The organism is Kitasatospora sp. NPDC088134, from assembly GCF_044741705.1.
In the GTDB taxonomy this organism is placed as follows: domain Bacteria; phylum Actinomycetota; class Actinomycetes; order Streptomycetales; family Streptomycetaceae; genus Kitasatospora.
Genome location: NZ_JBIUTD010000032.1, coordinates 53,548 through 77,088 on the forward strand (window position 1 = coordinate 53,548; position 23,541 = coordinate 77,088).

Annotated in this window: 21 protein-coding genes; 10 read left to right on the plus strand and 11 right to left on the minus strand. The window is 75.0% G+C overall.

Annotated elements, in window-relative coordinates; genetic code table 11:
- The first annotated feature begins 62 nt into the window (after window positions 1-62).
- Window positions 63-3,857: a S8 family serine peptidase gene (locus ACIOHG_RS33235; protein ID WP_400956169.1), complete on the plus strand. Its 3,795-nt coding sequence runs from the start codon at window positions 63-65 to the stop codon at window positions 3,855-3,857.
- 78 nt (window positions 3,858-3,935) lie between these two features.
- Here the strand turns inward: ACIOHG_RS33235 and ACIOHG_RS33240 are convergent, their stop codons facing one another.
- Complete coding sequence (locus tag ACIOHG_RS33240) at window positions 3,936-4,400, minus strand: MarR family winged helix-turn-helix transcriptional regulator (protein ID WP_400956170.1); 465 nt, start codon at window positions 4,398-4,400, stop codon at window positions 3,936-3,938.
- Between the two features lie 101 nt (window positions 4,401-4,501).
- On the opposite strand from ACIOHG_RS33240, the gene ACIOHG_RS33245 reads away from it, so the two are divergent.
- From ACIOHG_RS33245 to ACIOHG_RS33255, 3 genes are all read left to right on the plus strand, one after another.
- On the plus strand, window positions 4,502-5,566 hold the full coding sequence (locus ACIOHG_RS33245) for an ABC transporter substrate-binding protein (RefSeq protein ID WP_400956171.1): 1,065 nt from the start codon (window positions 4,502-4,504) through the stop codon (window positions 5,564-5,566).
- A 126-nt stretch (window positions 5,567-5,692) separates the two neighbouring features.
- Window positions 5,693-7,135 (plus strand): APC family permease, encoded by a 1,443-nt coding sequence (locus tag ACIOHG_RS33250; RefSeq protein ID WP_400956173.1) that lies wholly within the window; start codon window positions 5,693-5,695, stop codon window positions 7,133-7,135.
- Window positions 7,132-8,154 (plus strand): acetamidase/formamidase family protein, encoded by a 1,023-nt coding sequence (locus ACIOHG_RS33255; RefSeq protein WP_400956175.1) that lies wholly within the window; start codon window positions 7,132-7,134, stop codon window positions 8,152-8,154. Before ACIOHG_RS33250 ends, ACIOHG_RS33255 begins: the two co-directional genes overlap by 4 nt.
- Window positions 8,155-8,161: 7 nt before the next feature.
- Here the strand turns inward: ACIOHG_RS33255 and ACIOHG_RS33260 are convergent, their stop codons facing one another.
- A complete protein-coding gene (locus ACIOHG_RS33260; protein WP_400956176.1) occupies window positions 8,162-8,767 on the minus strand; it encodes a helix-turn-helix domain-containing protein in 606 nt (201 codons plus the stop codon).
- Between the two features lie 108 nt (window positions 8,768-8,875).
- On the opposite strand from ACIOHG_RS33260, the gene ACIOHG_RS33265 reads away from it, so the two are divergent.
- Window positions 8,876-9,376 (plus strand): YbaK/EbsC family protein, encoded by a 501-nt coding sequence (locus tag ACIOHG_RS33265; protein ID WP_400956177.1) that lies wholly within the window; start codon window positions 8,876-8,878, stop codon window positions 9,374-9,376.
- A gap of 59 nt (window positions 9,377-9,435) precedes the next feature.
- Here the strand turns inward: ACIOHG_RS33265 and ACIOHG_RS33270 are convergent, their stop codons facing one another.
- Entirely contained in the window at window positions 9,436-10,452 is a 1,017-nt protein-coding gene (locus tag ACIOHG_RS33270; protein ID WP_400956179.1) for an NADP-dependent oxidoreductase, read from the minus strand.
- 105 nt (window positions 10,453-10,557) lie between these two features.
- Between ACIOHG_RS33270 and ACIOHG_RS33275 the strand changes: the two genes are divergently transcribed.
- Window positions 10,558-11,178 carry a TetR/AcrR family transcriptional regulator gene (locus tag ACIOHG_RS33275; protein WP_400956180.1) on the plus strand — a complete coding sequence of 207 codons (621 nt, stop codon included), beginning with the start codon at window positions 10,558-10,560 and terminating at the stop codon, window positions 11,176-11,178.
- 26 nt (window positions 11,179-11,204) lie between these two features.
- Here ACIOHG_RS33275 and ACIOHG_RS33280 read toward each other — a convergent pair whose 3' ends face one another.
- The gene (locus ACIOHG_RS33280) at window positions 11,205-11,876 is read right to left on the minus strand and encodes a hypothetical protein (RefSeq protein WP_400956182.1); all 672 of its coding nucleotides are present in this window, start codon (window positions 11,874-11,876) and stop codon (window positions 11,205-11,207) included.
- A gap of 139 nt (window positions 11,877-12,015) precedes the next feature.
- The gene (locus tag ACIOHG_RS33285; protein WP_400956183.1) at window positions 12,016-12,642 is read right to left on the minus strand and encodes a MarR family winged helix-turn-helix transcriptional regulator; all 627 of its coding nucleotides are present in this window, start codon (window positions 12,640-12,642) and stop codon (window positions 12,016-12,018) included.
- Between the two features lie 71 nt (window positions 12,643-12,713).
- Here ACIOHG_RS33285 and ACIOHG_RS33290 point away from each other — a divergent pair, with 71 nt between their 5' ends.
- From ACIOHG_RS33290 to ACIOHG_RS33300, 3 genes are all read left to right on the plus strand, one after another.
- Window positions 12,714-13,433: an SDR family NAD(P)-dependent oxidoreductase gene (locus ACIOHG_RS33290; RefSeq protein WP_400956184.1), complete on the plus strand. Its 720-nt coding sequence runs from the start codon at window positions 12,714-12,716 to the stop codon at window positions 13,431-13,433.
- A gap of 117 nt (window positions 13,434-13,550) precedes the next feature.
- Window positions 13,551-14,168, plus strand: a complete 618-nt coding sequence (locus tag ACIOHG_RS33295) for a hypothetical protein (RefSeq protein WP_400956185.1) — start codon at window positions 13,551-13,553, stop codon at window positions 14,166-14,168.
- Window positions 14,169-14,269: 101 nt separating this feature from the next.
- Window positions 14,270-15,292: a TIGR03617 family F420-dependent LLM class oxidoreductase gene (locus ACIOHG_RS33300; protein ID WP_400956186.1), complete on the plus strand. Its 1,023-nt coding sequence runs from the start codon at window positions 14,270-14,272 to the stop codon at window positions 15,290-15,292.
- A gap of 49 nt (window positions 15,293-15,341) precedes the next feature.
- Here ACIOHG_RS33300 and ACIOHG_RS33305 read toward each other — a convergent pair whose 3' ends face one another.
- Window positions 15,342-16,313 (minus strand): hypothetical protein, encoded by a 972-nt coding sequence (locus tag ACIOHG_RS33305; protein WP_400956188.1) that lies wholly within the window; start codon window positions 16,311-16,313, stop codon window positions 15,342-15,344.
- A gap of 133 nt (window positions 16,314-16,446) precedes the next feature.
- On the opposite strand from ACIOHG_RS33305, the gene ACIOHG_RS33310 reads away from it, so the two are divergent.
- Window positions 16,447-17,793 carry a DUF2254 domain-containing protein gene (locus ACIOHG_RS33310; protein WP_400956190.1) on the plus strand — a complete coding sequence of 449 codons (1,347 nt, stop codon included), beginning with the start codon at window positions 16,447-16,449 and terminating at the stop codon, window positions 17,791-17,793.
- Window positions 17,794-17,880: 87 nt separating this feature from the next.
- Here the strand turns inward: ACIOHG_RS33310 and ACIOHG_RS33315 are convergent, their stop codons facing one another.
- The 5 genes from ACIOHG_RS33315 to ACIOHG_RS33335 all read right to left on the minus strand — a co-directional run bounded on the left by ACIOHG_RS33315 (window position 17,881) and on the right by ACIOHG_RS33335 (window position 23,472).
- Complete coding sequence (locus ACIOHG_RS33315) at window positions 17,881-18,825, minus strand: cytochrome c oxidase assembly protein (RefSeq protein ID WP_400956213.1); 945 nt, start codon at window positions 18,823-18,825, stop codon at window positions 17,881-17,883.
- Window positions 18,826-18,991: 166 nt separating this feature from the next.
- Window positions 18,992-19,987 carry a 2-hydroxyacid dehydrogenase gene (locus ACIOHG_RS33320; protein WP_400956192.1) on the minus strand — a complete coding sequence of 332 codons (996 nt, stop codon included), beginning with the start codon at window positions 19,985-19,987 and terminating at the stop codon, window positions 18,992-18,994.
- 65 nt (window positions 19,988-20,052) lie between these two features.
- Window positions 20,053-21,078, minus strand: coding sequence for a 6-phosphofructokinase (locus ACIOHG_RS33325; RefSeq protein ID WP_400956194.1), 1,026 nt, complete (start codon window positions 21,076-21,078; stop codon window positions 20,053-20,055).
- A gap of 277 nt (window positions 21,079-21,355) precedes the next feature.
- A complete protein-coding gene (locus ACIOHG_RS33330; protein WP_400956214.1) occupies window positions 21,356-22,084 on the minus strand; it encodes a type 1 glutamine amidotransferase in 729 nt (242 codons plus the stop codon).
- A 131-nt stretch (window positions 22,085-22,215) separates the two neighbouring features.
- Window positions 22,216-23,472 (minus strand): MurT ligase domain-containing protein, encoded by a 1,257-nt coding sequence (locus ACIOHG_RS33335; protein WP_400702434.1) that lies wholly within the window; start codon window positions 23,470-23,472, stop codon window positions 22,216-22,218.
- Window positions 23,473-23,541 lie beyond the last annotated feature (69 nt).

The window sequence follows — 23,541 nt, forward strand, 5'->3', positions numbered from 1 at the left end:
GACCGGTCAGGGGGGTTTTCTGCCAGGCTCACCGGCCATAGACCCGAGACCTGGAGGCGTCCATGACATGGCCGGCGCGGATACGCGGCGCGATGGCACTGGCGGCGGCGGGCATCCTCGCCGCCGGCGCGCTCAGCACCACCGGACAGGCGTACGCGGCCCCGTCCGGCGACCGGAAGAGCAAGGAAACCAACAGCACGGCAAAGGAATTGACGGGACGTCAGAACGCGGCGCCGCGCACCGTCACCCTGATCACCGGCGACCGGGTCCGGGTCACCGGCACCCCTGACGGCCGCAGCTCCGTCACCGTGCCGCCCGACGAGCACGGCAACCTCCCGCTGGTCTTCACCCAGCAGGAGAACGGCGACCAGTACGTCCTGCCGCAGCGGGCCTCCGCCGCGCTCGCCGCCGGAACCGTCGACCGCGGCCTGTTCGACGTCAGCGCGCTGATCCGGCAGGGCTACGACGACCAGGGCGCCAAGACCCTGCCGCTGATCGCCACCTACCGGGACGCCGGGGCGGCCGATGCCAGTCCGCAGCTGCGCGCCCGGGCCGCCGGGGCGACGCCGCTCAAGGCCGTGAACGGCGTCGCGCTCAAGCCCGCCAAGGACGCCGCCGCCCGGACCTGGGACCAGCTGATCGCCCCGGACGGCACCGGCCGCGACGGCCTGGCCAAGCTCTGGCTGGACCGCAAGGTCAAGACCGCCAATGACGCCGAGACCCGGCAGATCGGCGCCCCCGCCGCCTGGGCGGCCGGCCTCGGCGGCGACGGCGTCAAGGTCGCCGTCCTCGACACCGGCATTGACGACCAGCACCCCGACCTGGCCGGACAGGTCGACGCCCGCCGCAACTTCACCACGGAGGACCCGAGCACGCCGGACGAGGACGTGCACGACGCCGTCGGCCACGGCACCTTCGTCGCCTCCGAGATCGCCGGCACCGGCGCGGCCTCCGGCGGCACGGAGCGCGGCGTCGCCGACCGGGCCCGGCTGCTGGTCGGCAAGGTGCTCGACGACAGCGGCTCCGGCACCGACTCGCAGATCATCGCGGGCATGCAGTGGGCCGCCGACTCCGGCGCCGACGTGGTCTCGATGTCGCTCGGCAGCCCGGAGCCCAGTGACTGCACCGACCCGATGTCGGTCGCCGCCCAGCAACTCGCCCAGCGCTCCAAGGCGTTGTTCGTGGTCGCGGCCGGCAACCTGGGCCGCTACCAGTCCGTCAGCTCGCCCGGCTGCGCGCCCGCCGTGCTCACCGTCGGCGCCGTCGACGGCAAGGACGCCACCGCGAACTTCTCCTCGCACGGCTCCGTCATCGGCACCCACACCCTCAAGCCCGAGATCGCCGCCCCCGGCGTCGACGTCAAGGGCGCCGCCGCCGGCGGGCGCGGCGTCTACGCCTACACCGCGATGTCCGGCACCTCGATGGCGACGCCGCTGGTGGCCGGCACCGCCGCCCTGGTCAAGCAGCGCCACCCCGACTGGGACGCCGCCCGGATCAAGGCCGCCCTGGTCTCCGCCGCGCTCGCCACCGTCCCCGGCGACGTCCAGCAGGTCGGCGCGGGCCGGCTGCGCGCCGACGCCGCCACCACCCAGCGCGTCCTGGGCGCTCCCGCCGTCGGCTTCGGCGACTTCGCGTACCCCCAGCAGAAGTCCGACACCCGCACCGTCCGACTCCCGTACACCAACACCTCCGACCGGCCCGTCACGCTGAAGCTCGCCGTCCAGCGCACCGACGGCGACGACGACTCCCCGGTCAAGGCCAAGGCCGTCCGTCTCGGCACCGACCAGGTCACCGTCCCCGCCGGCGCCACCGTCGAGGTGCCGCTGACCCTCGACCCGACCGCCAAACTGGCCGGCGGCCAGTACGGCGACCTCACCGGCCGGGTGCTGGCCACCGCCGCGGACGGCAGCACCGTCTCCACCCCGTTCAACGCCTACGTCGAACCCGACACCTTCGCCGTCCGGGTCAAGCTGATCGACCGCGACGGCAAGCCCGCCGCGTCCGACGCCGGCACCAGCATCACCCTGGTCGACCTCGGCCAGGCCACCGGCAGCCGGCAGGCCCCCGACGCCAACGGCGAGATCGTCTACCGGCTGCGCCCCGGCACCTACGCGCTCAGCGGCTACGTGGTCACCCCCGACCGGCGCGACCCCACCGGCGAGGCCGCGCCCAAGGGCGTCACCGCGCTCGCCATGCCCGAACTCCAGCTGAACAAGGACACCGTCCTCACCCTGGACGCCCGCAAGGCCGACCCGATCGAGGTGCGCACCGACCACGACCTGCGGGTCCGCAACGCGGTCCTCGAACTGGGCCGCTGGTGGGGCGACAAGTGGGTCGACTCCACCGGCGTGCGCACCGGCCTGCTCCCCGTCGAACTCTCCGCCTGGGGCAGCGGCAAGGCCCGCACCGGCGGCTTCGAGTTCGGCAGCTACCTGCGCCTGGCCGCCCCCGAGGCGGTGCTGCGCGGCGCCGGACTCACCCTCGAACCCCACTACGCCCAGTACGCCGACGAGGCCCACCTGCCCGCCACCGGCAGCGCCCCGCTCGCCGTCGTCGCCGCGCCCGGGGACCTGGCCGGCGCCGACCTCAAGGGCCGACTCGCCCTCGTCCCCGACGACGGCACCTCCCAGCGCACCGTCTCCGCCGACGCCAAGAAGGCCGGCGCGGTCGGCGTCCTGACCTACCGCCCGACCCCCGGCCTGTTCGCCAAGAACGACATCAGCCTCGACGTCCCCGTGCTGCCGATCACCGCCGACCAGGCCGCCGCCCTACGCACCGCCCTCGGCCGCGGCCCCGTCACGCTGAACTGGACCTCCACCCCCGACGGCCCCGAGGTCCACAACCTGGCCTTCCACGACACCGGTGCGATCGGCGGGCAGCAGCGCCACACCGTCCGCGACCGCGACCTCGCCACCGTCACCGAGACCTGGCACAGCCTCGGCACGCCGTTCCGGATGAGCGACTACGTCAGCGTCGAACGCCCCTGGAACCCGTACGCGGCCACCGCCGTCGCGCAGGGACTGGTCGCCGCCCCGTCCGTCCGCACCGCCCGCTACACCGCCGACGACACCACCTGGCTGCACGACGCGCAGAGCAGCTGGCCGTTCACCGAGTTCATGCAGGACCTGCCGCGCCGCTACGCCCCCGGGCAGCAGCGCGCCGAGCAGTGGTACCGGGGCGTGCTGCGGCCCACCGCCGGCCGGGACGCGACGGGTGCGCCGCTGCTGGTCGGCGAGCGGCAGGCCGACCTGCTCGGCGTCGACTTCAGCCGCAGCCTGTGGGGCGACGGCAACGCCGACCACACCGGCAGCATGGCCTACTTCGGCGACGGCTCGGCCGTCGAACTGTTCAGCGGTGGCGAGTCGTTGGGCCGCTCCTGGTTCGGCCCGTCGAACGTCTGGGAGGTCCCGGCCGGGGCCCGCGACTACACCCTGGTGCTCGAACAGCAGCGCTTCTACCACCGCGACCAGTGGCAGCGCTCCACCGCCGTCCGCACCGAGTTCGGCTTCCGCTCGGCGAACGACCCGGCCGCGTACTCGCAGCCGCTGCCGCTGCTGTTCCCCGACTACCGGCTCGACCTGGACGGCAACAACACCGCCCCCGCCGGCCCGGTCCGGATCGCCCTCGCCGCCACCGGCCAGGCGGGCGCCGCCCCCGGCCCGCTGACCGACGCCCGCCTCTCCTACTCCTACGACGGCGGCACCACCTGGACCGACGCCCCCGTCGGCGCCGACCGCACCGCCGCCCTCGACCACACCGGCGCGAGCGGCAAGACCGTCACCCTGCGGATCACCCTGACCGCGGCCGGCGGCAGCACCGTCACCCAGACCGTCACGGACGCCTACGCCGTGCGCTGACGGATCGTCGGATTGCGGTGGTCGCGGGCCGTCGGGGTACTCCCCGGCGGCCCGCGGCCGTTCCGGCTCCCCCGGGATTCAGAGGGCGGCGAGCCGGGCGAGCGGGTCGGCGGCGCCCGGGTCGGCGGTCAGGCCGCAGTCCGCGCGGACGGCGGCGTCGTGGGCGGCGGCCAGGGCGTCCAGCCGGGCCAGCCGGGTGCGGCCCTGCCGGGAGAGGTGCGCGGTGATCCGGCGGCGGTCCCGGTCGCCCTGGCGGCGGTGGACCAGGCCGGCGTCCGCGAGCCCGTCGACCAGCCGGCTCAGGCTGGCCTGCGGGATCAGCAGGGCCTGCGCCAACTCGCCCATCGGGCGGCCCCGCTCGTCCGCGAGGGCGCGCAGCACCCGCCACTGGTCGACGGTGCAGTCCTCCTCGGCCAGCGCGGCGGCCAGCCCCGAGGTGAGCCGCCGGTGCGCCAGCGCGACCAGCTCCACCAGCAGCGGCGCCGAGGGGGCGGGGCCGGACGTGTCGGTGCTGCTGCTCGCGGCGGTGCCCTGCGCGGTCATCCGGCCTTCCCCTTCCGAGTCCCGTCCTCGGCCCTGTCCCGATCCCTTGCCGTCGCCCGCCCGGCTTCCCCGGGGACGGCAGGACGACCATACTCGCACCGGTGAGGCTGGAAGCGAGACTGGTCGACCCGCTCGACGCGCTGCACACCGCCCGGGCGGACGGCGTGTTCCGGGTCGGCCTCGTCGTGCCGCAGTCCGGCCCGCTCGGCCTCACCGGACCGTCCGCGCTGGACGGCGCGCTGCTCGCCGCGCACGAGGTCAACGCCCGCGGCGGCGTCCGGGACCGCCTGCTGGAACTCGTCCTGGTCGACGGCGGCGGCGCGCCCGCCCCCGTCGCCGCCGAGGTCCGCCGCCTGCTCGACGCGGGCGCCCTCGACGCGCTGGCCGGCTGCCACACCAGCGACGTGCACCGCGCCGTCGAGCAGGTCGCCGACGGCCGGACCGCCTACGTCTTCACCCCACCGCACGAGGGCGGCACCCGGCGGCCCGGCGTGCTCTGCACCGGCATCGACCCGGCCGCCCAACTCGGCTTCGCAGTAGCAGAACTGACGGAGCGTCACCGGATCGGCCGGTGGGCGATGATCGGCAACGACTACATCTGGCCGCGCTCCGTGCACCGGGCCGCCGCCCGCCTCGCCACCGGCGCGGGCGCCCGGGTGGTGCTGGAGCGCCGGGTGCCGTTCGGCGGCGTCGAGCGCCAACTCGACGCCCTGCTCGACGCGTTGCGCACCGCCCGGGCCGACGCCGTGCTGCTCAGTCTGATCGGCCGCGACCTGGTGGTCTTCAACCGGGCGCTGCGCCGCAGCGGGCTGGACCGCCGACTCGTCCGGCTCTCCGGGGCGTTGGAGGAGAACGGCCTGCTGGCGTTCGGCGGCGACGACACCGGCACGCTGTACGCCGCGATGCCCTCCTTCGCCACCCTCGCCGAGGAGCCCCGCCGCCACCTGGCCGAGCGTCACCGCGCGCTCTGCGGGCCGTGGGCGCCGATCCTGGACGCCTACGCCGTCGGCCTCTACGACGGCCTGCACCTGCTCGCCGAACTCGCCGGCCGCCGCGCCCTCGAACCGTCCGGCCTGCGCGCCGCCGCCGCGCCGCTGCTGCGCGCCCTGCCGCGCACCGCCCACCTGGCCCGCGCCGAGGGCCCGGACTTCGCCGTCCTGCGCTGAGACCGTCCCACCGGGCCGGGGGCGTCCGTACGGCGAGAAAACCCTTCCATCTGGAAATACTTGGCCCTACAGTCTCCGAAACAGTCTCCGAACACACCCACGGGGCCGTCACGCAGAGGGAGCGCCATGGCCGACACACCCACACCAACGTCCGCCGGCGGCGGGGGCATCGAGAACTTCGGCTACCGGCAGGAGCTGCGCCGCTCGCTGACCTTCACCGACCTGCTCGTCTACGGGCTGGTCTTCATGGTGCCGATCGCGCCCTTCGGCATCTTCGGCAGCGTCTTCCAGGGCTCCGGCGGCATGGTCGCCCTGGCGTACGTGCTCGGCATGGTGGCGATGATGTTCACCGCGCTGTCCTACGCCCAGATGTCGCGGGCCTTCCCGATGGCCGGTTCGGTCTACACCTACGCCGGGCGCGGCATCGGCGCGCCGGTCGGCTTCCTCGCCGGCTGGATGATCCTGCTCGACTACGTGCTGGTGCCCGGCCTGCTCTACCTGATCGCGGGCGTGGCGATGAACTCGCTGGTGGCGTCCGTCCCGGTCTGGCTGTGGGTGGTCGGCTTCGTGCTGCTCAACACCGTGGTCAACTACCTGGGCATCGAGACCACCGCCAAGGTCAACAAGGCCGTGCTGATCGGCGAACTCGTGGTGCTGGCGCTGTTCATCGGCGTCGGCGTGGTCGCGCTGGCGGGCGGCAGGGGCCGCGGCTTCGACCTCACCCCGCTCTACAACGGGCACACCTTCTCCTGGAGCCTGGTGTTCGGCGCGGTCTCGATCGCGGTGCTCAGCTTCCTCGGCTTCGACGGCATCTCCACCCTCTCCGAGGAGAACCGCGACTCCGCGAAGGCGATCGGCCGCTCCATGGTCGCCGCGCTGCTGCTGGCCGGCACCCTGTTCATCGTGCAGACCTGGGTGGCCTCGCTGCTGGTCGCCGACCCCGACGCGCTGATCCGCGACGGCGACCCGAACGGCACCGCCTTCTACGACGCCGCCCGCACCGCCGCCGGCGGCTGGCTGGCCACCCTGACCGCCGCCGCCACCGCCGTCGCCTGGGGCTTCGCGAACTCGCTGGTGGCCCAGGCCGCCACCTCCCGCCTGCTGTACGCGATGGCCCGGGACCGCCAACTCCCGTCCTTCCTGGCCCGCATCCACCCCACCCGCCGGGTCCCGGTCAACGCGACGCTGCTCACCGCCGGGGTCTCGCTGGTGCTCGGCCTGTACACGGCCTCCCGCGACGACGGCATCACCCTGCTGAGCACCCTGGTCAACTTCGGTGCGCTGACCACCTTCCTGGTGCTGCACGTGGCCGTGGTCGTGCACTACCTGGTCCGGCAGCGCAGCAAGGACTACTGGCGGCACCTGGTCGCGCCCGTGCTCGGCTTCGCGATCCTCGGCTACGTGGTCGTCAACGCGGACATCGCCGCCCAGCGGCTCGGCTTCGTTTGGCTGCTGATCGGTGCGATCGTGCTGATCGGCCTGATGGCGACCGGCCGCACCCCGCGCCTCGCCGTCGCCACCGCCGTTGCCGACACCGCCGATGCGAACGCTGCCGAGGAGAGCAAGTGACCCTGCCCGAGGAGATCGTCCGCCTGTCCCCGTCCCCGGAGGACTGGGCCTACACCTTCGGCGGACGCGCCCCGCTGACCACCGTCCGGCCCGGGACGCTGCTGGAGCTGACCACCGAGGACTGCTTCGGCGGCAAGGTGCGCGGCACCGGCGACCTGCCCAGCCGGGTCTGCGTCTTCCCGTACCTGAACCCCGTCACCGGCCCGATCGCGGTGGCCGGGGCCGAGCCCGGCGACGTGCTGGCCGTGCACTTCGTCGAGATCACCCCGGCCCGCGACCACGGCATCTCCAGCACCTTCCCGCACTTCGGCGCGCTGACCGCCACCCACCGGACCGCGATGCTGCACCCGCCGCTGGAGGAACGGGTGTGGATCTACGACCTGGACGTGGCCGCCGGACTGTGCCACTTCCGGGCCCGCACCAGTGACTTCACCGTCGCCCTGCCGCTCGACCCGATGCACGGCACGGTCGGCGTCGCCCCGGCCGGTGGCGAGGTGCTGGCCTCGATCACACCCGGCGCGCACGGCGGCAACCTGGACACCCCCGAGATGCGGGCCGGCGTCACGGCCTACTTCGGTGTCAACGTCGAGGGCGGGCTGCTCGCCCTCGGCGACGGCCACGCCCGGCAGGGCGAGGGCGAGGTCTGCGGCACCGCCGTCGAGGCGGCGATGCGCACCACCGTGATCGTCGACCTGGTCAAGGGCGGCGGCCCGGCCTGGCCCCGGCTGGAGAGCGACCACCACCTGATCAGCACCGGCTCGGCCCGCCCGCTGGAGGACGCCTTCCGGATCAGCCAGCACGACCTGGTCACCTGGACCGCCGACCTGCTCGGCCTCGACCAGCTCGACGCCTACCAACTGGTCAGCCAGGCCGGGTTGGCGCCCGCCGCGAACGTCTGCGACACCGACTACACGATGGTCGCCAAGCTCCCCAAGTCCCTGCTCGGCCGCACCCGCCCCTACGACGGCCTGCACGACCGCCTCCGCGCCACCGCGGCGGCCTACCTGCGCCACCGCTGATCCGCCGTCAGCCGCCCGGGTGCGGGTGGCGGACCAGCAGGACGGCCACGACCTCGCCACCGATCGCCTCGTAGACGTGCGGGGCGTCGGCGGCCCAGGTGTGGTGACCGCCCGGGCCGACCCGGACGGGTGACGCCGCGTCACCCGCCCGGGCGGTCCCGGAGAGCACCACCAGGTGCTCGGTGCTGCCCGGGGTGTGCGCCCCCGAACGCCGGACCCCGCCCGGGCGGACCCGGAGCCGGTAGGTCTCGGTGACGGCCTCCGCGTCCTCGTGCCGGTCGAGCAGGACGGCGTCCAGCAGGTGGCCCGAGATGTGCGAACTCCCTGGCGGGACAGTGGAGTCGGCGGTCGGCAGGGCGGCGGGCGGCAGCGCGGCGCTCAGCGGGAGGCCGAGCGCGGTGGTCAGCGCGTACAGCGTCTCCAGGGTCGGGTTGCGCGAACCGGCCTCCAGCCCCGACAGGGTGGCCTTCCCCAGTCCGGCCCGGCGGGCCAGCTCGGAGAGCGACAGGCCGCGCGCGGTGCGCAGTTCGCGCAGGCGCAGGCCCACCTCGGCGGCGAGAGCGGCGGCGGGCGGGGCGGCGGCCGGGGAGGCGGGTTGATCGGGGGCGTGCATGCCGTCTATCGTTCCACGGACGGAACGTTCCGTAAATGGAACGACCTGCGGGCGGTACGAAGACCGACCCGCTGCTCCTGTCCCGAGCCGCCCGACCTGGAGTCCGCCGTGCAACCGACGAGCCCGTCCGACCCGACCCCGCTCCCGCCCCGCAGCGCCCTGGTGGCCGCCGCGTTGGCCGCCGCCGGGATTCCCGGCGCCGTCCGGCAGCTCGCCGACTCGGCCCGGACCGCCGCCGAGGCGGCCGCCGTGCTCGGCTGCGAGGTCGGCGCGATCGCCAACAGCCTGGTCTTCCTCTCCGACGGCGAACCCGTGCTGGTCCTCACCAGCGGCGCCCACCGTGTCGACACCGCCGCCCTCGCCACCCGCTGGGGCCGCGGCCCGCTGCGCCGGGCCACCCCCGAGCAGGTCCGCGAAGCCACCGGCCAGGCCATCGGCGGCGTGGCCCCCACCGGCCACCCCCGCCCCCTCCCCACCGTCGTCGACCGGGCCCTCACCGCCCATCCCCGGATCTGGGCCGCGGCCGGCACCCCGCACACCGTCTTCCCCACCACCGCCGCCGAACTCCTCGCCCTCACGGGCGGCACCCTCCTCCAGGTCAACGCCTGACGCCCGGTCGGCGCCCGCCCCCGTCCGCCGGGGCCGCCGCGCCGCGGACCGTCCGGCGGTCAGTCGACGACGCGCAGGGCCAACTTGCCGCGCAGGTGGCCCCGTTCGGCATGGCGGTGGGCGTCGGCGGCCGCCGCGAGGGGGAAGGTGCCGGAGACGGCGACCCGGACGGTGCCGGAGACGACCAGCGCGTCGAGGTCGGCGAGGTCGGCGCCGCTGGAGCGGACCTGCCACATGCTCGGGTCGAGGACGAGGCCGAGGGCGGCGGTCCGGGCGGGGTGGTAGTCGCCGAGGAAGACGGGGGCGATCCGGCCGCCGCGGCGCAGCACCGGGAGCAGGCGGTGGGCGTGCGGGCCGCCGACGGTGTCCAGGAGCAGGTCGGCGTCGCGGATCACCTCCTCGGGCGGGGTGGCGGTGTAGTCGACGAAGCGGTCGGCGCCCAGGTCGCGCAGGAAGGCTTCGTGCCGGCCGTCGGCGACGGCCACGACCCGGACCCCGGCGGCCTTGAGCAGTTGGACCGCGAGGTGGCCGACGCCCCCGGCCGCGCCGATCACCACGGCGGTGCTGCCGGGGGCGGGTCGCAGGTGCCGGGTCAGGTACTGGTGGGCGGTCAGGCCGGCCATCGGGAGGGCGGCGCCGGTGAGGTGGTCGAGGGCGTCGGGCAGCCGGGCCAGGTCGCCGTCGGGGGAGACCGCGTACTCGGCGTAACCGGCGCTCCGGCCGGGGAAGTTGACCAGCCCGTGGACGCGCTCGCCGACCTGCAGTCGGGAGCCGGGCCCGGTGGCGGCGACCACGCCGGAGATGTCGCTGCCCGGGATCAGCGGCAGTTCGGGCCGGGGCCGCAGCTCGGGCGGGATGTTGGTGAAGCCCTGTCGCTGGTACCGGTCGGCCGGGTTGACGCCTGCGGCGTGCACCCGGACCAGCACCTCGCCCGGGCCGGGCGCCGGTCGCGGCACCCGCTCCCGGATCAGCGCCTCGGGCCCGCCGAAGGCGTGCACCCGCACCGCCCACATCGTCCCGGGGCCCGCGTCGCCGGCCGGTCCGGTGGTCGTTCCGCCGGTCGTTCCGTTGGCCATGGCTCTCCCCCTGCGGTGGGCCGATCGGCTCCGCCGTAGAATGCGGAGCACTGCTCCGGAAAGCTAGGCAGAGCACTGCTCCGAATGTCAACGACGGGATTCGACATGACTGTTGAGCCACCGGCCCGGGCGCCCCGCGCGGACGCCAGGCGCAACCGGGACCGCCTGCTGGAGGCCGCCGCCCAGGTGGTCGCCGAGCAGGGCGCGCAGGCCTCGCTGCGCGACGTGGCCCGCCGTGCGGAGGTCGGACTCGGCACGCTCTACCGGCACTTCCCGAACCGGGAGGCGCTGCTGGAGGCACTGCTCGGTCGACGCTTCGAGCAACTCGCCGAGCGGGCCCGTGAGTTCGAGCGACAGGCGGAGCCGGAGCAGGCCCTGGTCGACTGGCTGCGGGAGTTCAGCGCGGGCGCGGCCGCCCACCAGGGCCTGCCGGAGACGCTGATGGCCACCCTCCACGACCCGGCCTCGCCGCTGCACGCGAGCTGCACCGCGATGCGGGAGGCCGGGGCCGGACTGCTGGCGGCCGCCCAGCGGGCCGGGCGCATCCGGCCGGACGTCACCGGCGCGGACCTGTTCGCCCTGGCCAACGCCGTCGGCTGGATGTCCGGCCTGGCCCCCGCGCTCGCCGAGCGGCGCGAGCACCTGTTCGCCCTGGTGGTGGACGGCCTGCGGACACCGGGTGGCCGTGCCGCCGGGGAGCCGCCGTCGGGAGCGGGTACCGACTGAGCCCGCCGCCCGCCGCTGCCGGGTTTTCAGGCCGCCGCGGGTACGGCCAGGTACGGGGCGAACTGGTCGGCGAGGTCGGCCGCGACCGCCGGCGCGTCCCGGGTGCCGTCGACCTCCAGGACGCGGATGCCGAGACGGCGGGCGTGGCGGACGGCGTCCTCGGCGACCAGGCGGTCCCGGGCGACGCGGTTGGCCTGGGCGCGGGCCGGGTCGCGGACCGGGACGCCGAGCGCCCCCGCGCGCGGCAGGACCCGCAACTGGTGCCGGCGGAACTCCTCGGTGGGGACCAGGACGGCCATCCGGCGCGGCGAATCGAGCAGCGGCGCGACCAACTCCGGCCGCAGGCCCCAGCCTTCGGCGATCGCGGGTCGCCCGGTGTACAGCGCGCGCAGGTCGTCCAGCGCCCACTCGAAACGGATCGGGAACCCGGCCAGCGTGTCGGCGGCCATCTCCTCCGGCGTCCGGTCCGACCAGGCCCGGTCCGGGCCGGGCTGCACCAGCGGCTCGCCCAGGGCGAGTCGGCGCGCGATCCGGCGGTCCTGGTGGCCGCGGGCGTCGTGGTAGTCGTAGTGGTAGACCGTCAACCCGTACTGCTCGGCCAGCAGTTCGGCCACCGTGGTCTTGCCGGCCCACTGCGCGCCACCGATCCACAGGGCGCGCCGCAGGCTGCCGTGCGGGTCCCATCGGACGTCCGGCACGGGCGTCCCCCCTCTCCGCCGGGGAGCCGAGCGGGCTCCCGTCCGGGAACGAGTGTCCTGGTCCGGCGGGAAAAATTGCAGTCTTGCCCTGGGCCGGCCCGCGGGCGGAGAGTAGGAGAAGGGGGCGGCGCCGCGGCCGTCAGTCGGCCGGGCCGATCCGGCCGTGCAGATCGGTCAGCAGGCGGTCCAACAGGCTTGCCAGCAGCGCGCGTTCGTCTGCCGAGAGTCCGGTCACCAGGGAGGACTCGCGGCCCAGGACGGCATCCACCGAACGCTCCACCAGGGCGTGCCCCGCCGGGGTCGGCGCCACCAGGACGGCCCGCCCGCCCGCCGGATCGGGGAACCGCCGCACCAGCCCCTCCCGCTCGGCCCGGGCCACCCGCTGCGAGACCGCCCCCGCCGTCACCAGCGTCCGCCGCGTCAACTCACGGGTCGTCAACTCGTACGGCGGCCCGGAGCGCCGCAACACCGACAGCAGATCCAGCGTCGCCGCATCGATCCCGGCCGCCCGCAACACCCGGTTGCGGTCATCGGCGAACAGCTTCGCCAACCGCCACACCGGAGTGACGATCCCGATCGAATCCGTCACCACCCCGGGCCGCTCCCGCCGCCAGGCCGCCGCGATGGCCCCGGCCGACCGATGATCACCCCCACCCACCCCTTCGCCTTCGGCGTGGGCTTCGCCTTCGGGTTCGTGGGTGGCGGTGCGGTCGGAGGCGTCGGTCGCGTCGGTCGGGTTCGAGGGTTTCGTGTGCGGGGTGGTCATGGTCGGGGTTGCCTCCGGCCCGTCGGTCTCGGCTATGTTTAGGTCTAAACGTAGCAGTTGGGGAGGACAGTGTGGGTCGTACCGTGCTCGTGACCGGGGGAAGCAGTGGGATCGGGCGGGCCGTTGCGGCCCGTTTCGCCGCGGCGGGGGACGAGGTGTGCCTGACGGGGCGGCGGGCGGAGGGGGTGGGGCGGGCCGCGGCGGAGTTGGGGGTGCGCGGGGTGGTGTGCGATGCCACCGATCCGGTGGCGGTCGCGGCGCTCGCGGCGGGGCTGGACCGCGTCGACGTGCTGGTCAACGCGGCCGGCGGCCTGCCCCCGGAGCAGGTGGGGGAGGGGGTGCCGCCGCTGGTCGGGCTGCTCGCCGCCTGGCAGGCCAATCTCGCGCAGAACCTGCTGGGCGCCGTTCTCACCACCGAGGCGGTCCGCGACCTGTTCGTGCCGGGGGCGGCCGTGATCAGTCTCGGCTCCCTGGGCGCCGAGCGGCGCGGCGGCGCGTACGGTGCCGCCAAGGCCGCCCTCGCGGCCTGGAACGCCGCGCTGTCCGCCCAGTTGGCGCCACGGGGCGTCACCTGCAACGTGATCGCCGCGGGGTACGTCGAGGGCACCGGGTTCTTCGGCGGGCCCGTCCCGGAGGAGCGCCGCCGGGCCCTGATCGAGGAGACCCACACCAAGCGGCCGGGCACCGTCGAGGACATCGCCGCCACCGCGCACTTCCTCGCCTCCCCGGGCGCCCGCCACCTCACCGGCCAGACCCTGCACGTCAACGGCGGCGCGTACACCACCCGCTGACGGACGATCACCCGCCCCGATCGGCGGGGGAACCGGCCCCGGCCGGTCCTCCGCCGGGGCGATGCCGACGGCCCGGGCGCCGAGCAGACTCGGTGTTCCACGGGGGAGGAGTCGGTCGTGCGAAGAGCGGTGCGGGTGAAGGTGTTCCTGGCGGTCGGCGGCCTGGTCGCGGCCGTCGGGGCCGTCGCGCTGGTCGACCGGGCGGACCGCGCGTCCCGGCCGGAGATCACCGACGTGCACGGCTGGCAGACGACGGGGCTGCGCACCGACCGCGACCCGATGGTGACCCGCTTCCACCGCTTCGGCGAACTCGCCGAAGCGCACTGGGTCTCCTCCTGGCGCGGCAGCAGCCGCGACCTGGTGCCGTACCAGGACAACCGGTACTACCTGACCGCCGTGCTGCGCCTGACGCCCGGTCGGGTCGCCCGGCTGTTCGGCACCCGGCCGACCGTCGCGACGCCGCTGCCCGGGTTCACCGACGCGGTGCCCGCCGATCCGGGCCTGCCGGGCGAACTGGCCCCGCACACGCCGGGCGCCGCCGCCTGGGTGACCGTCCCCGAACTGGAGCCGCTGCTGGTCCGCGCCAGGCAGTCGCGCACCTACTTCGACCCGGCGGACGACACCGTCCTGATCGCCGGCGTCGACGTCCGCGACCCCGACGAGCCCGTGGTCACCGTCGACCCGTGGGGCAACACCACCACCACGACGCCCTCCCCGTTCGCCGTCCCCTCCTGACCGGCCACCGGAACGCCCGGGCGGCACAGCAGCGGCATGGCAATAGCATCGGAGGCGCCCGCGCCGCCCGCCCCCGTACCGTCCGCAGGAGAACACCGCCGATGCGCATCGACCTCGCCGCCCCGCCCCGGCCCGCCACCGCGCCCGGACTGGCCCGGGAGGCGGAGGAGCGCGGCGCCGACCGCTTCGTGCTCGCCGAGACCTCGCACAACCCGTTCCTGCAACTGGCCCGGGCCGCCGACCGCACCGCGCGGATCGAACTCGGCACCGGCGTCGCCGTCGCCCTGGCCCGCACCCCGATGGCGCTTGCCTACGAGGCGTGGGGCCTGCACGAGAGTTCGGGCGGGCGGGCCGCGATCGGGCTCGGCACCCAGATCAAGCCGCACGTGGTCCGCCGCTACGGCATGCCCTGGGACCGGCCCGCGGCCCGGATGCGCGACTACGTGGCGGCGGTCCGGGCGATCTGGCACAGCTGGCAGAGCGGCGAACGCCTCGCCCACCGCGGCGAGTTCTACCGGCACACCCTGATGACGCCGGTGTTCGCCCCGGACCCGCTGCCGTCCGGGCCGCCGCCGATCCTGCTGGCCGGCGTCGGCCCGCTGATGACGGCCACCGCCGGGGCCGTCGCCGACGGCTTCCTCGCCCACCCCTTCGGCTCGCCCCGGCACCTCGCCGCGTACGTGCTGCCCACCGTCCGGGCCGCCCGCGCCACCGCCGAGGCCGAGCAGGCCCCGTGGACCGCCCGGCCGTTCGAGGTGGTGGCCAACGTGCTGGTCGCCACCGGCCGGGACGAGCAGGAGTACGCGGCCAACCTCCGCCTGGTCCGCGAACGCCTCGCCTTCTACGCCTCCACCCCCGCCTACCGCCCCGTCCTGGAGACCCACGGCTGGGCCGCCCTGCAGGACGAACTGCACCCGCTCTCGCTGCGCGGCCGCTGGCAGGAGATGGGCGCGCTGATCGACGACACCGTCCTGCGCACCTTCGCCGTGGCCGCCGAACCCGCCGAGGCCGCCCGCGAACTCCGCGCCCGCTACGGCGAGTTGGCGGACCGCCTGTGCATCGGCGGCCCGGACGAGGCCGACCCGGCCCCGCTGCTGGACGTCGTCGCCGCGCTCACCCGCTGAGCCCGCCGGGGCGCCGCGCTCACCCGCTGAGCCCGCCGGACCGCCGCGCTCACCCCGTCCGACTGCTGAGGCCCGCCAGCCGGTCCAGGCCGTAGCCGCTGATCAGCAGCCGCTCCTTGCGGCTGCCGGTCAGCCGCCGCGTCCAGCCGGTGAAGCCGCCGTCCCCCAGCTCGACCGGGCCGCCGTCCAGCACGCCGTGCACCTTGAAGCACAGGCCGGTGTAGTAGGCGCGCCCGGTCGGCCGGTCCGGGTCGTCCCGGACGGTCACGCCCGGGAGGTCCGCCAGCGCCCGCGCCGCGTGCGCGGCCGTCTCCGCCAGCGCCGGGTCGAGCACCGTTAACCGGACCTCGGTGCGCTCCACCCCGGCTGCCGCCAGCGCCCGCGCGGCGAAGCGCAGGTGGGTGGCCAGCTCGGCCCGCTCGAAGGACCGCGCCCCGGTGTCGCGGCCCGCCGAGACCAGCGCGAACAGCTGGAAGTGCGCGAGCGCCCCCTGGTCGGCGAACCGCTGGGCGCGCACCACGCGCTGGGACGCGGCCAGCCGGACCGGCTCCACGGCACGCGGGTCCGCGGCCCGCAGCCGGGCCGCCTCCAGCGCCAGCGCGTTCGTCGGGTCGGCGGCCACCTCGGTGCCGCGCACCGTCGCCACCACCTTGCGCGGGTCCACGGGGGCGACCGCCGTGTGCGCGGCCAGTGGCACCAGCGGGGCCGGCAGCACCGTCCGGAACCCGTCCGGGAGCGCCGCCAGCAGCGCGTCCTCGACCCGGCGCAGGTCCGCGAACGCCGTCGGCGCCGGCGCCGTGAAGCGGTCCGCCGCGTACCGCCGCAGCACCTCGGCCGGGGCCACCCGCTCCGCCCGCCGCCGGAACACCTCCAGCAGCAGCGTCGTCAGGTCCGCCCCGCTCAGCCGCTCCGCCAGCACCTCCAGCAGCTCCGGCCCGCCCGCCTCCGCCAGCACCCGCCGCAGCGCCGCCCCGCCCGCGCCCGCGTTCTCGCCCCCGCCCGCGTCCTCGTCGTCCGTCACGGTCACCGAGTATCCACCGGCCACCGGCCCGGCGACCAGCGGTTTTCCGTCCCGCCGCCCCGTCGGCGCCCCGCCACCGCCCCGTCGGGCGCGGCTCCCCGGCGGGCCGTCCGGGCCCCGTTGGCCTGGGCCGATGAGCGACCAGGAGCCGCCGCCCCGACCGCCGGAACCGTTGCGTCCGTCCCGCCGCGCCCCGCACTACCGGGCGCTCTCGCCGCTGCGCGAGCACCTGCGCGAGTCGTTCTGGTTCGCGCCGCTGCTGGCCTGCCTGGGCGCGGTGCTGCTGGCCGGCCTGACCGACCTGCTCGACCGGGAGATCTTCGCCGAGGCCGCGGCCGAGCAGGCCGCCGACACCCTGCTGTCGTTCGGCACGGCCGCGAAGAGCGTGGTGTCGACGGTCAGTTCGGCGATGCTCACCTTCATCGGCGTGGTGTTCTCGATCTCGCTGGTCTCGCTGCAGATGGGCGCCAGCCAGTTCAGCCCCCGGGTGCTGCGGCTGTACGTCCGCAGCCGGCTGATCAAGGCGACCTTCGCCACCTGCCTGGCCACCTTCGTCTACACGCTGTTCGTCCAGCTCGGCTACGACGACACCACCGACCCGGACCAGGCCGTCTCCGTCCCGGTCGTCTCCACCGTCGTCGCCCTCGCCATGGTGCTGCTCAGCCTGGCCCTGTTCGTGCTGTACGTGCAGGCCACGCTGCGGCTGCTGCGGGTGCCGCACGTCATCGACCGGGTCACCCGGGAGTCGCTCCAGGTCCTCCAGGACATCCGCCGGCTCGCCCCCGACCTCGCCCCGGACGCCGACCCGGCCCCGGCCGGCCCGACGCTGCTGCACGAGGGCCGCGGCGGCGTCCTGCGGGACGTCAACATCCGCCGGCTGATCCGGGTCGCCCGGCGGCACGGCACCGTGCTGCACCTGGTGCCGCGGATCGGCGACTTCATCGCCCCCGGCACCCCCACCGTCGTCGTGGTCGGCGGCACCCCGCCCCGCCCGCGCCGGATCACCACCGCGCTGAACGTCGGCGTCGACCGCACCATGCACCAGGACCTCGGCTTCGGCTTCCGCCAGCTCGTCGACATCGCGATCCGGGCGCTCTCCCCGGCCGTCAACGACCCCACCACCGCCGTCCAGGCCGTCGACCGCATCCACCAGTTGCTCGCCGTCCTCGCCCCGCACCGCCTCGGCGCGCTGCGCCACCGCGACCGGGACGGCGCCGTCCGGCTGGTCCAGCCGGTGCCGGACTGGGAGGCCACCGTCGACCTCGCCTTCACCGAGATCCGGATCTGCGGCGCCGGCCAGCCCCAGGTCACCTGCCGCCTCGCCGCCGCCCTCGACGACCTGCTCCGGATCACCCCCGAACCCCGCCGCCCCCCGCTGCTGCGCCGGCGCCGGCTCCTCGAACGCGCCGTCGCCGAGGCCGTCCCCGACCCCGACAACCGCGACTTCGCGCTCACCCCGGACCGCCAGGGCATCGGCTGACTCGCCGGGCGGGCCGGGCCGGGCCGGGGACGCGGACCGCCCGGGAGCCGTGCGGCTTCCGGGCGGTGCGGGAGAACGGACCGGCGGTCAGCCGGTGGCCCTGTCGAGCGAGGCCAGGTACCGGTTGTACGCCTCCAGCTCGGCGTCGCCGTCCCGGTCGGCGGCCCGGTCGCGGCGGCGGGCCTGCCGCTCCTCGGACTTGGCCCACTGCAGGGTGAGCGCGATCAGCACGATCGCGGTCGGGATCTCGCCGAACGCCCAGGTGATGCCGCCCGCCAGCCGCTGGTCCTCGTGCAGGTTGGTGCCGAGCGGCGCGGCCGCGGCGGAGAAGGTGCTGACCAGCTGGCCGGAGGCCATCATCACGGCGACGCCGAAGAAGGCGTGGAAGGGCATGCCCATGAACAGTTCGAGGATGCGCATCACGTAGCCGGGGCGGTGCGGGCCCGGGTCGACGCCCATGATCGGCCAGAAGAACAGCAGGCCGACGGCGAGGAAGTGCAGCATCATCGCCAGGTGCCCGACCTGGTACCGCATCAGGAAGTCGAACAGCGGCGTGAAGTACAGCACGTACAGGCTGGCGATGAACGCCGGGATGGTGAACACCGGGTGCGAGACGATCCGCACGTACCGGGAGTGCAGCAGCGCGACCAGCAGTTCGCGCGGGCCCCGGCCGCTGCCCTTGCGGGCGGGGCGCAGCGCGCGCAGCGCCAGGGTGATCGGGGCGCCCAGCAGCAGCAGGATCGGCGACAGCATGGACAGCACCATGTGCTGGATCATGTGGGCGCTGAACAGCACCATGCCGTAGTCGTTCAGGCCGGTGCAGGTGACCAGGAGCACCGTGCCGACGCCGGCCGTCCAGGCGACGGCCCGGCCGACCGGCCACTTGTCGCCGCGCCGCCACAGCCGGACCGCGCCCGCCAGGTACAGGCCGAGGGCGAGCGCGCAGAACACCAGGTAGGGCCAGTCCGGCGACCACTCCAGCGCCCGCGACAGCGAGAAGGGCGGCAGCGGCCCCCCGCCGTGGTGGTGCATCCCCGTCATGCCGTCGCCCATCGGGCGGCCCCGCTTTCGTCCATGCCGTCCGGCCCCCGGCCCCGCCGCGGTCCGGTTTGCTCCGGTTTCGTTCGGCCCCCAGCCTAAGCGCCGCTTACGCCCCGCCCCCGGGCGGCCCCGGCGGAGCATCCGGGGCGGCCGCCGGTCAGGGCTTCGGCACGAGGGTGTTCTCGTTGGTGCGGCCGGCGGCGAAGTCGTCGATGTTGCGGGCGGTGGCGTCGATGATCTGGCCGACGGCGGTGCGGGTGAAGTAGGCCTGGTGGCTGGTGACCAGGACCTGGGGGAAGGTGACCAGGCGGGCCAGGGTGTCGTCGGTGATGCCCTGGATGGACTGGTCGGTGAAGAAGACGCCGGTCTCCTCCTCGTAGACGTCGAGGCCGACGCCGGAGAGGTGGCCGGTGCGCAGGGTCTCGACCAGGGCGGCGCTGTCGACCAGGCCGCCGCGGCTGGAGTTGATCAGGATCGCGTCGTCCTTCATCCGGGCCAGGGCGGCGGCGTCGATCAGGTGGTGGGTGGCCGGGAGCAGCGGGACGTGCAGGCTCACCAGGTCGGCGCGGGAGAGGAGTTCGGGCAGCTCGGTGTAGGTCATGCCGAGGTCGAGGCAGGCGGGGTTCTCGGCGATGTCCCAGCCGAGCAGGGTGGTGCCGAAGCCGGCCGCGATCCGGGCGAAGCACTCGCCGATCTTGCCGGTGCCGATCACGCCGACGGTCATGCCGTGCACGTCGCGGCCGAGCAGCCCGTCCAGCCGGAAGTCGAACTCGCGGGAGCGGTTGGCGGCCCGGGCCAGCCGCCGGTTGACGGCGAGGGCCAGCGCCCAGGCGTGCTCGGCGACCGCGTAGGGGCTGTAGTGGGAGACCCGGGCGACGGTGAGGCCGAGGGCGGCGGCGGCGTCCAGGTCGATGTTGTTGAAGCCGGTGGAGCGCTGCGCGACCAGCTTGGTGCCGCCGGCGGCGAGGACGGCCAGCGTTCCGGCGTCGAGCTCGGCGTTGACGCTGGTGCTGACGGCCGGATAGCCGGCGGCCAGCGGCGCGGTGTCGCGGTTGAGGAAGACGGCCAGGGTCCGCAGGTCGTGCCGCCCCGCGAAGGCCGCTTCCAGGAGGGGTCGTTCGTCCGCTTGGACGCCGTAGGCGAGGATCTCCATGCCGCGAAGGCTATCCCCGGGGGCGCGGGCGGCCGGGCCGCGACGCGCCCCGGGGTGAGGGGCCGTCAGAGGACGGTCTCCGCCTCCAGGTAGCGCTCGGCGGGCACGGTCTTCAGCTCGGCGACGGCCTCGCCCAGCGGCACCAGCTTGATGTCGGTGCCCTGCAGCGCGGTGATGTGCCCGAACGCGCCCTTGTGGGCGGCCTCGACGGCATGCCAGCCGAAGCGGGTGGCCAGCACCCGGTCGTAGGCGGTCGGGGTGCCGCCGCGCTGGGTGTGGCCGAGGATGACCGGCCGGGCCTCCTTGCCGAGGCGGTGCTCCAGCTCGCGGGAGAGCTGGGTGGCGATGCCGGTGAACCGCTCGTGGCCGTACATGTCCTTGCTGCCCTCCTCCCACGGCATGGTGCCGGGCTCGGGCTTGGCGCCCTCGGCGCACACCACGATGGCGAACTTCTTCTGCCGGTCGAAGCGCTCCCGGACCACCTCGGTCAACTTGTCGATGTGGAACGGCCGCTCCGGCACCACGATGGCGTGCGCACCGGCCGCCATGCCCGCGTTCAGCGCGATCCAGCCGGTGTGCCGGCCCATCACCTCGACCACCATGACGCGCTGGTGCGACTCGGCGGTGGTCTTCAGCCGGTCCAGCGCCTCGGTGGCCACCGAGACGGCGGTGTCGAAGCCGAAGGTGACGTCGGTGCAGGCGATGTCGTTGTCGATGGTCTTCGGCACGCCGACCACCGGCAGGCCCGCGTCGCTCATCAGCTTCGCGGCCTTCAGGGTGCCCTCGCCGCCGATCGGGATGACCGCGTCGATGCCGAGGTCGGCGCAGTACTGCTTGGCCCGCTCCACGCCGTCGCGCAGGTGGCTGGGCTGCACCCGGGAGGAGCCCAGGATGGTGCCGCCCTGGGCCAGGATGCCGCCCACCGAGTCGAGCGTCAGCGGGCGGTGCACGCCCTCCAGGAGGCCGCGCCAGCCGTCCTCGAAACCGATGATCTCGTCGCCGTGGTCGACCACCCCCCGGTGGACCACGGAACGGATGACGGCGTTCAGGCCGGGACAGTCACCGCCACTGGTCAGGACACCAATACGCATTGCTTTGCCAACTCCCGAGCAGGATTCGGACGGCCGGACTGTGGGTGGGAATCGGACATAACGCCCGAATCTGACCTGCTGCACAGCATACGGTTCCTGCGTCCGGCCGAGCCGAAACCGACGCGGGGCGGCTTCCTCGACGCACCACGCGTAACTGCGACCCGACCGCCGAGGAGGGTGTTGCGCCCGGGCACTCCTCATTCTCCTACGAAGTCGCCCCGCGGCGGGACGGCTGACCACATCGCGGTCAGCCGTCCACCGCCCCGGGGCGGACCCGCTACGCGGGGCGCGAGGTCGCGGCGATCCGCTCCGCGCGCAGCGCCTCGTACCAGGTGGTGTCGGCCGGCGGCAGCGCGTTCACGTCCAGCGCCAGCTTGATCAGCAGGTCCGCCACCGCGGGGTTGCGGGCCATCACCGGGCCGTGCAGGTAGGTGCCGAACACGGTGTCGCGCCAGGCGCCCTCGGTGCCGTCGCCGGTGCCGTTGCCCCGGCCGACCTGCACCGTCGCCAGCGGGCTGACGCCCGGGCCCAGGTGCGTGACGCCCTGGTGGTTCTCGAAGCCGGTCAGCTGCGGCAGGCCCAGCTGCGGGTCGACCTGCGCCAGCACGTCGCCGACGCAGCGCGCGCCCTCGCCCCGGACCGTCCGCACGTCCAGCAGGCCCAGGCCCGGCTCGCGCTCGCCCAGGTCGTTGACGAACTCGTGGCCCAGGATCTGGAAGCCCGCGCAGACCGAGAAGATGATCGCGCCGTTCTCCGCCGCCCGCACCAGCCCGCCGTCGTTGCGCAGCCGCTCCGCCGCCAGCCGCTGCGGCCGGTCCTCGCCGCCGCCGATCAGGTAGATGTCGCCGCTGGTCGGCACCGACTGGTCCGAGCGCACGTCGATCCGCTGCACGCCCAGACCGCGCTGCCGGGCCCGCCGCTCCACCACCAGCGCGTTGCCGCGGTCGCCGTACGTCGACAGCAGGTCCGGGTACACCCAGACCACCCGCAGGCTGCTCTCGCTCATCCTCGAACCCCTCCCGAACTGCCGCTGCTGCTGCTCGCCGTACCCCTGCTGACCGGGCCGGCCGCCGAACTGCCCGCCACCGGACTGCCCGTCGCCGAACTGTCCGCCGCCGGACTGGAACTGATCGGTCATCAGGCCACCACGGCCTTGCGCAGCTGCTGGAACGCCGTGTAGTTGGCGATCGCCTCGATCCGCCCGGGCGGGGCGGCGTCCACCGCCTGCGCCAGCGTGTCGACCACCTGGAACTGCAGGCCCGCGACCTCCAGCCGGACCGCCAGGTCCAGCTTGCGCTGGCCCAGCACGAAGATCGGGTGCCCGGCCAGGCGCTCGTAGTCGACGTCCCACAGCCAGGAGGTGTCGGTGCCGTCCGCGTCCAGCGCGTTCACCGAGAGCACCACCGGCGCGGGCGGGCCGTCGATCAGCGAGAAGGTCTCCAGCCAGCCCGCCGGGTTCTTCGCCAGCAGCAGCCGGACCTCGCGGCCGCGGAACTGCACCACGTCGTACCGGCCGGCCACCGCCGCCACCGACTGCATCCGCTGCAGCGCGACCTGCGGCGCCACCCCGAAGACCGCCGCGACGGCGGCCGAGGAGGTGGCGTTGGCCAGGTTGGCCCGGCCCGGCAGCTGCAGCTGGATCGGCCAGGCGCCGCGGTGCGGGTCGATCACGTGGGTGCCCTGCAGGGCCCAGTGCGGGTTCGGGCGGCGGAAGCCGCACTCGCCGCAGAACCAGTCGTCCCCGGGGCGCTGCATCACGCCGCCGCAGGACGGGCACGACCAGGCGTCCTCCTTCCACGCCTGCCCGGCGGCCACCCAGACCACCTTCTTGCAGGACGAGGCGGCCCAGGTCACCAGCGGGTCGTCGGCGTTGGCGACGATCACCGCGTCGGTGTCCTGCAGGCCCTCGCGCCACTTCTCGGCCATCATCCGGGTCTCCGCCGCGCGGTCCAGCTGGTCGCGGGAGAGGTTCAGCAGCGCTATGGCCTTCGGCCGGGTGTCCCGGGCGACCATCGGCAGGTACTTCTCGTCCACCTCGATCACGCCGAAGCGGGCGCTCGTGCCGCCCGCCAGCGCGCCGGTGATGCCGGCCGGCATGTTCGCGCCCAGCGCGTTGGAGACCACCGGGCCGGCCGCCCGCAGCGCCTCGGCGATCAGCCGGGTGGTGGTGGTCTTGCCGTTGGTGGCGCTGACCAGGACCACGTCCAGGTGCTCGGTGAGGGTCGCCAGCAGGTCCGGGTCGAGCTTGAGCGCGACCTTGCCGCCGATCACCGAGCCGCTGCCGCGGCCCGCCTTCTGGGAGAGCGCGGCGGCCATCTTGCCGGCCGTCACGGCGATCTTCGCGCGGGCGGGCAGCGAGGCGTCGCGCGGGGCTTCCGAATCGGTGCCTGGCATGCTCAGGGGTTCCTCCTTGCTGCGGCACCACCCTGGCCGGTCCGCGGGGGACCCCCGGGTGGCGGGGAC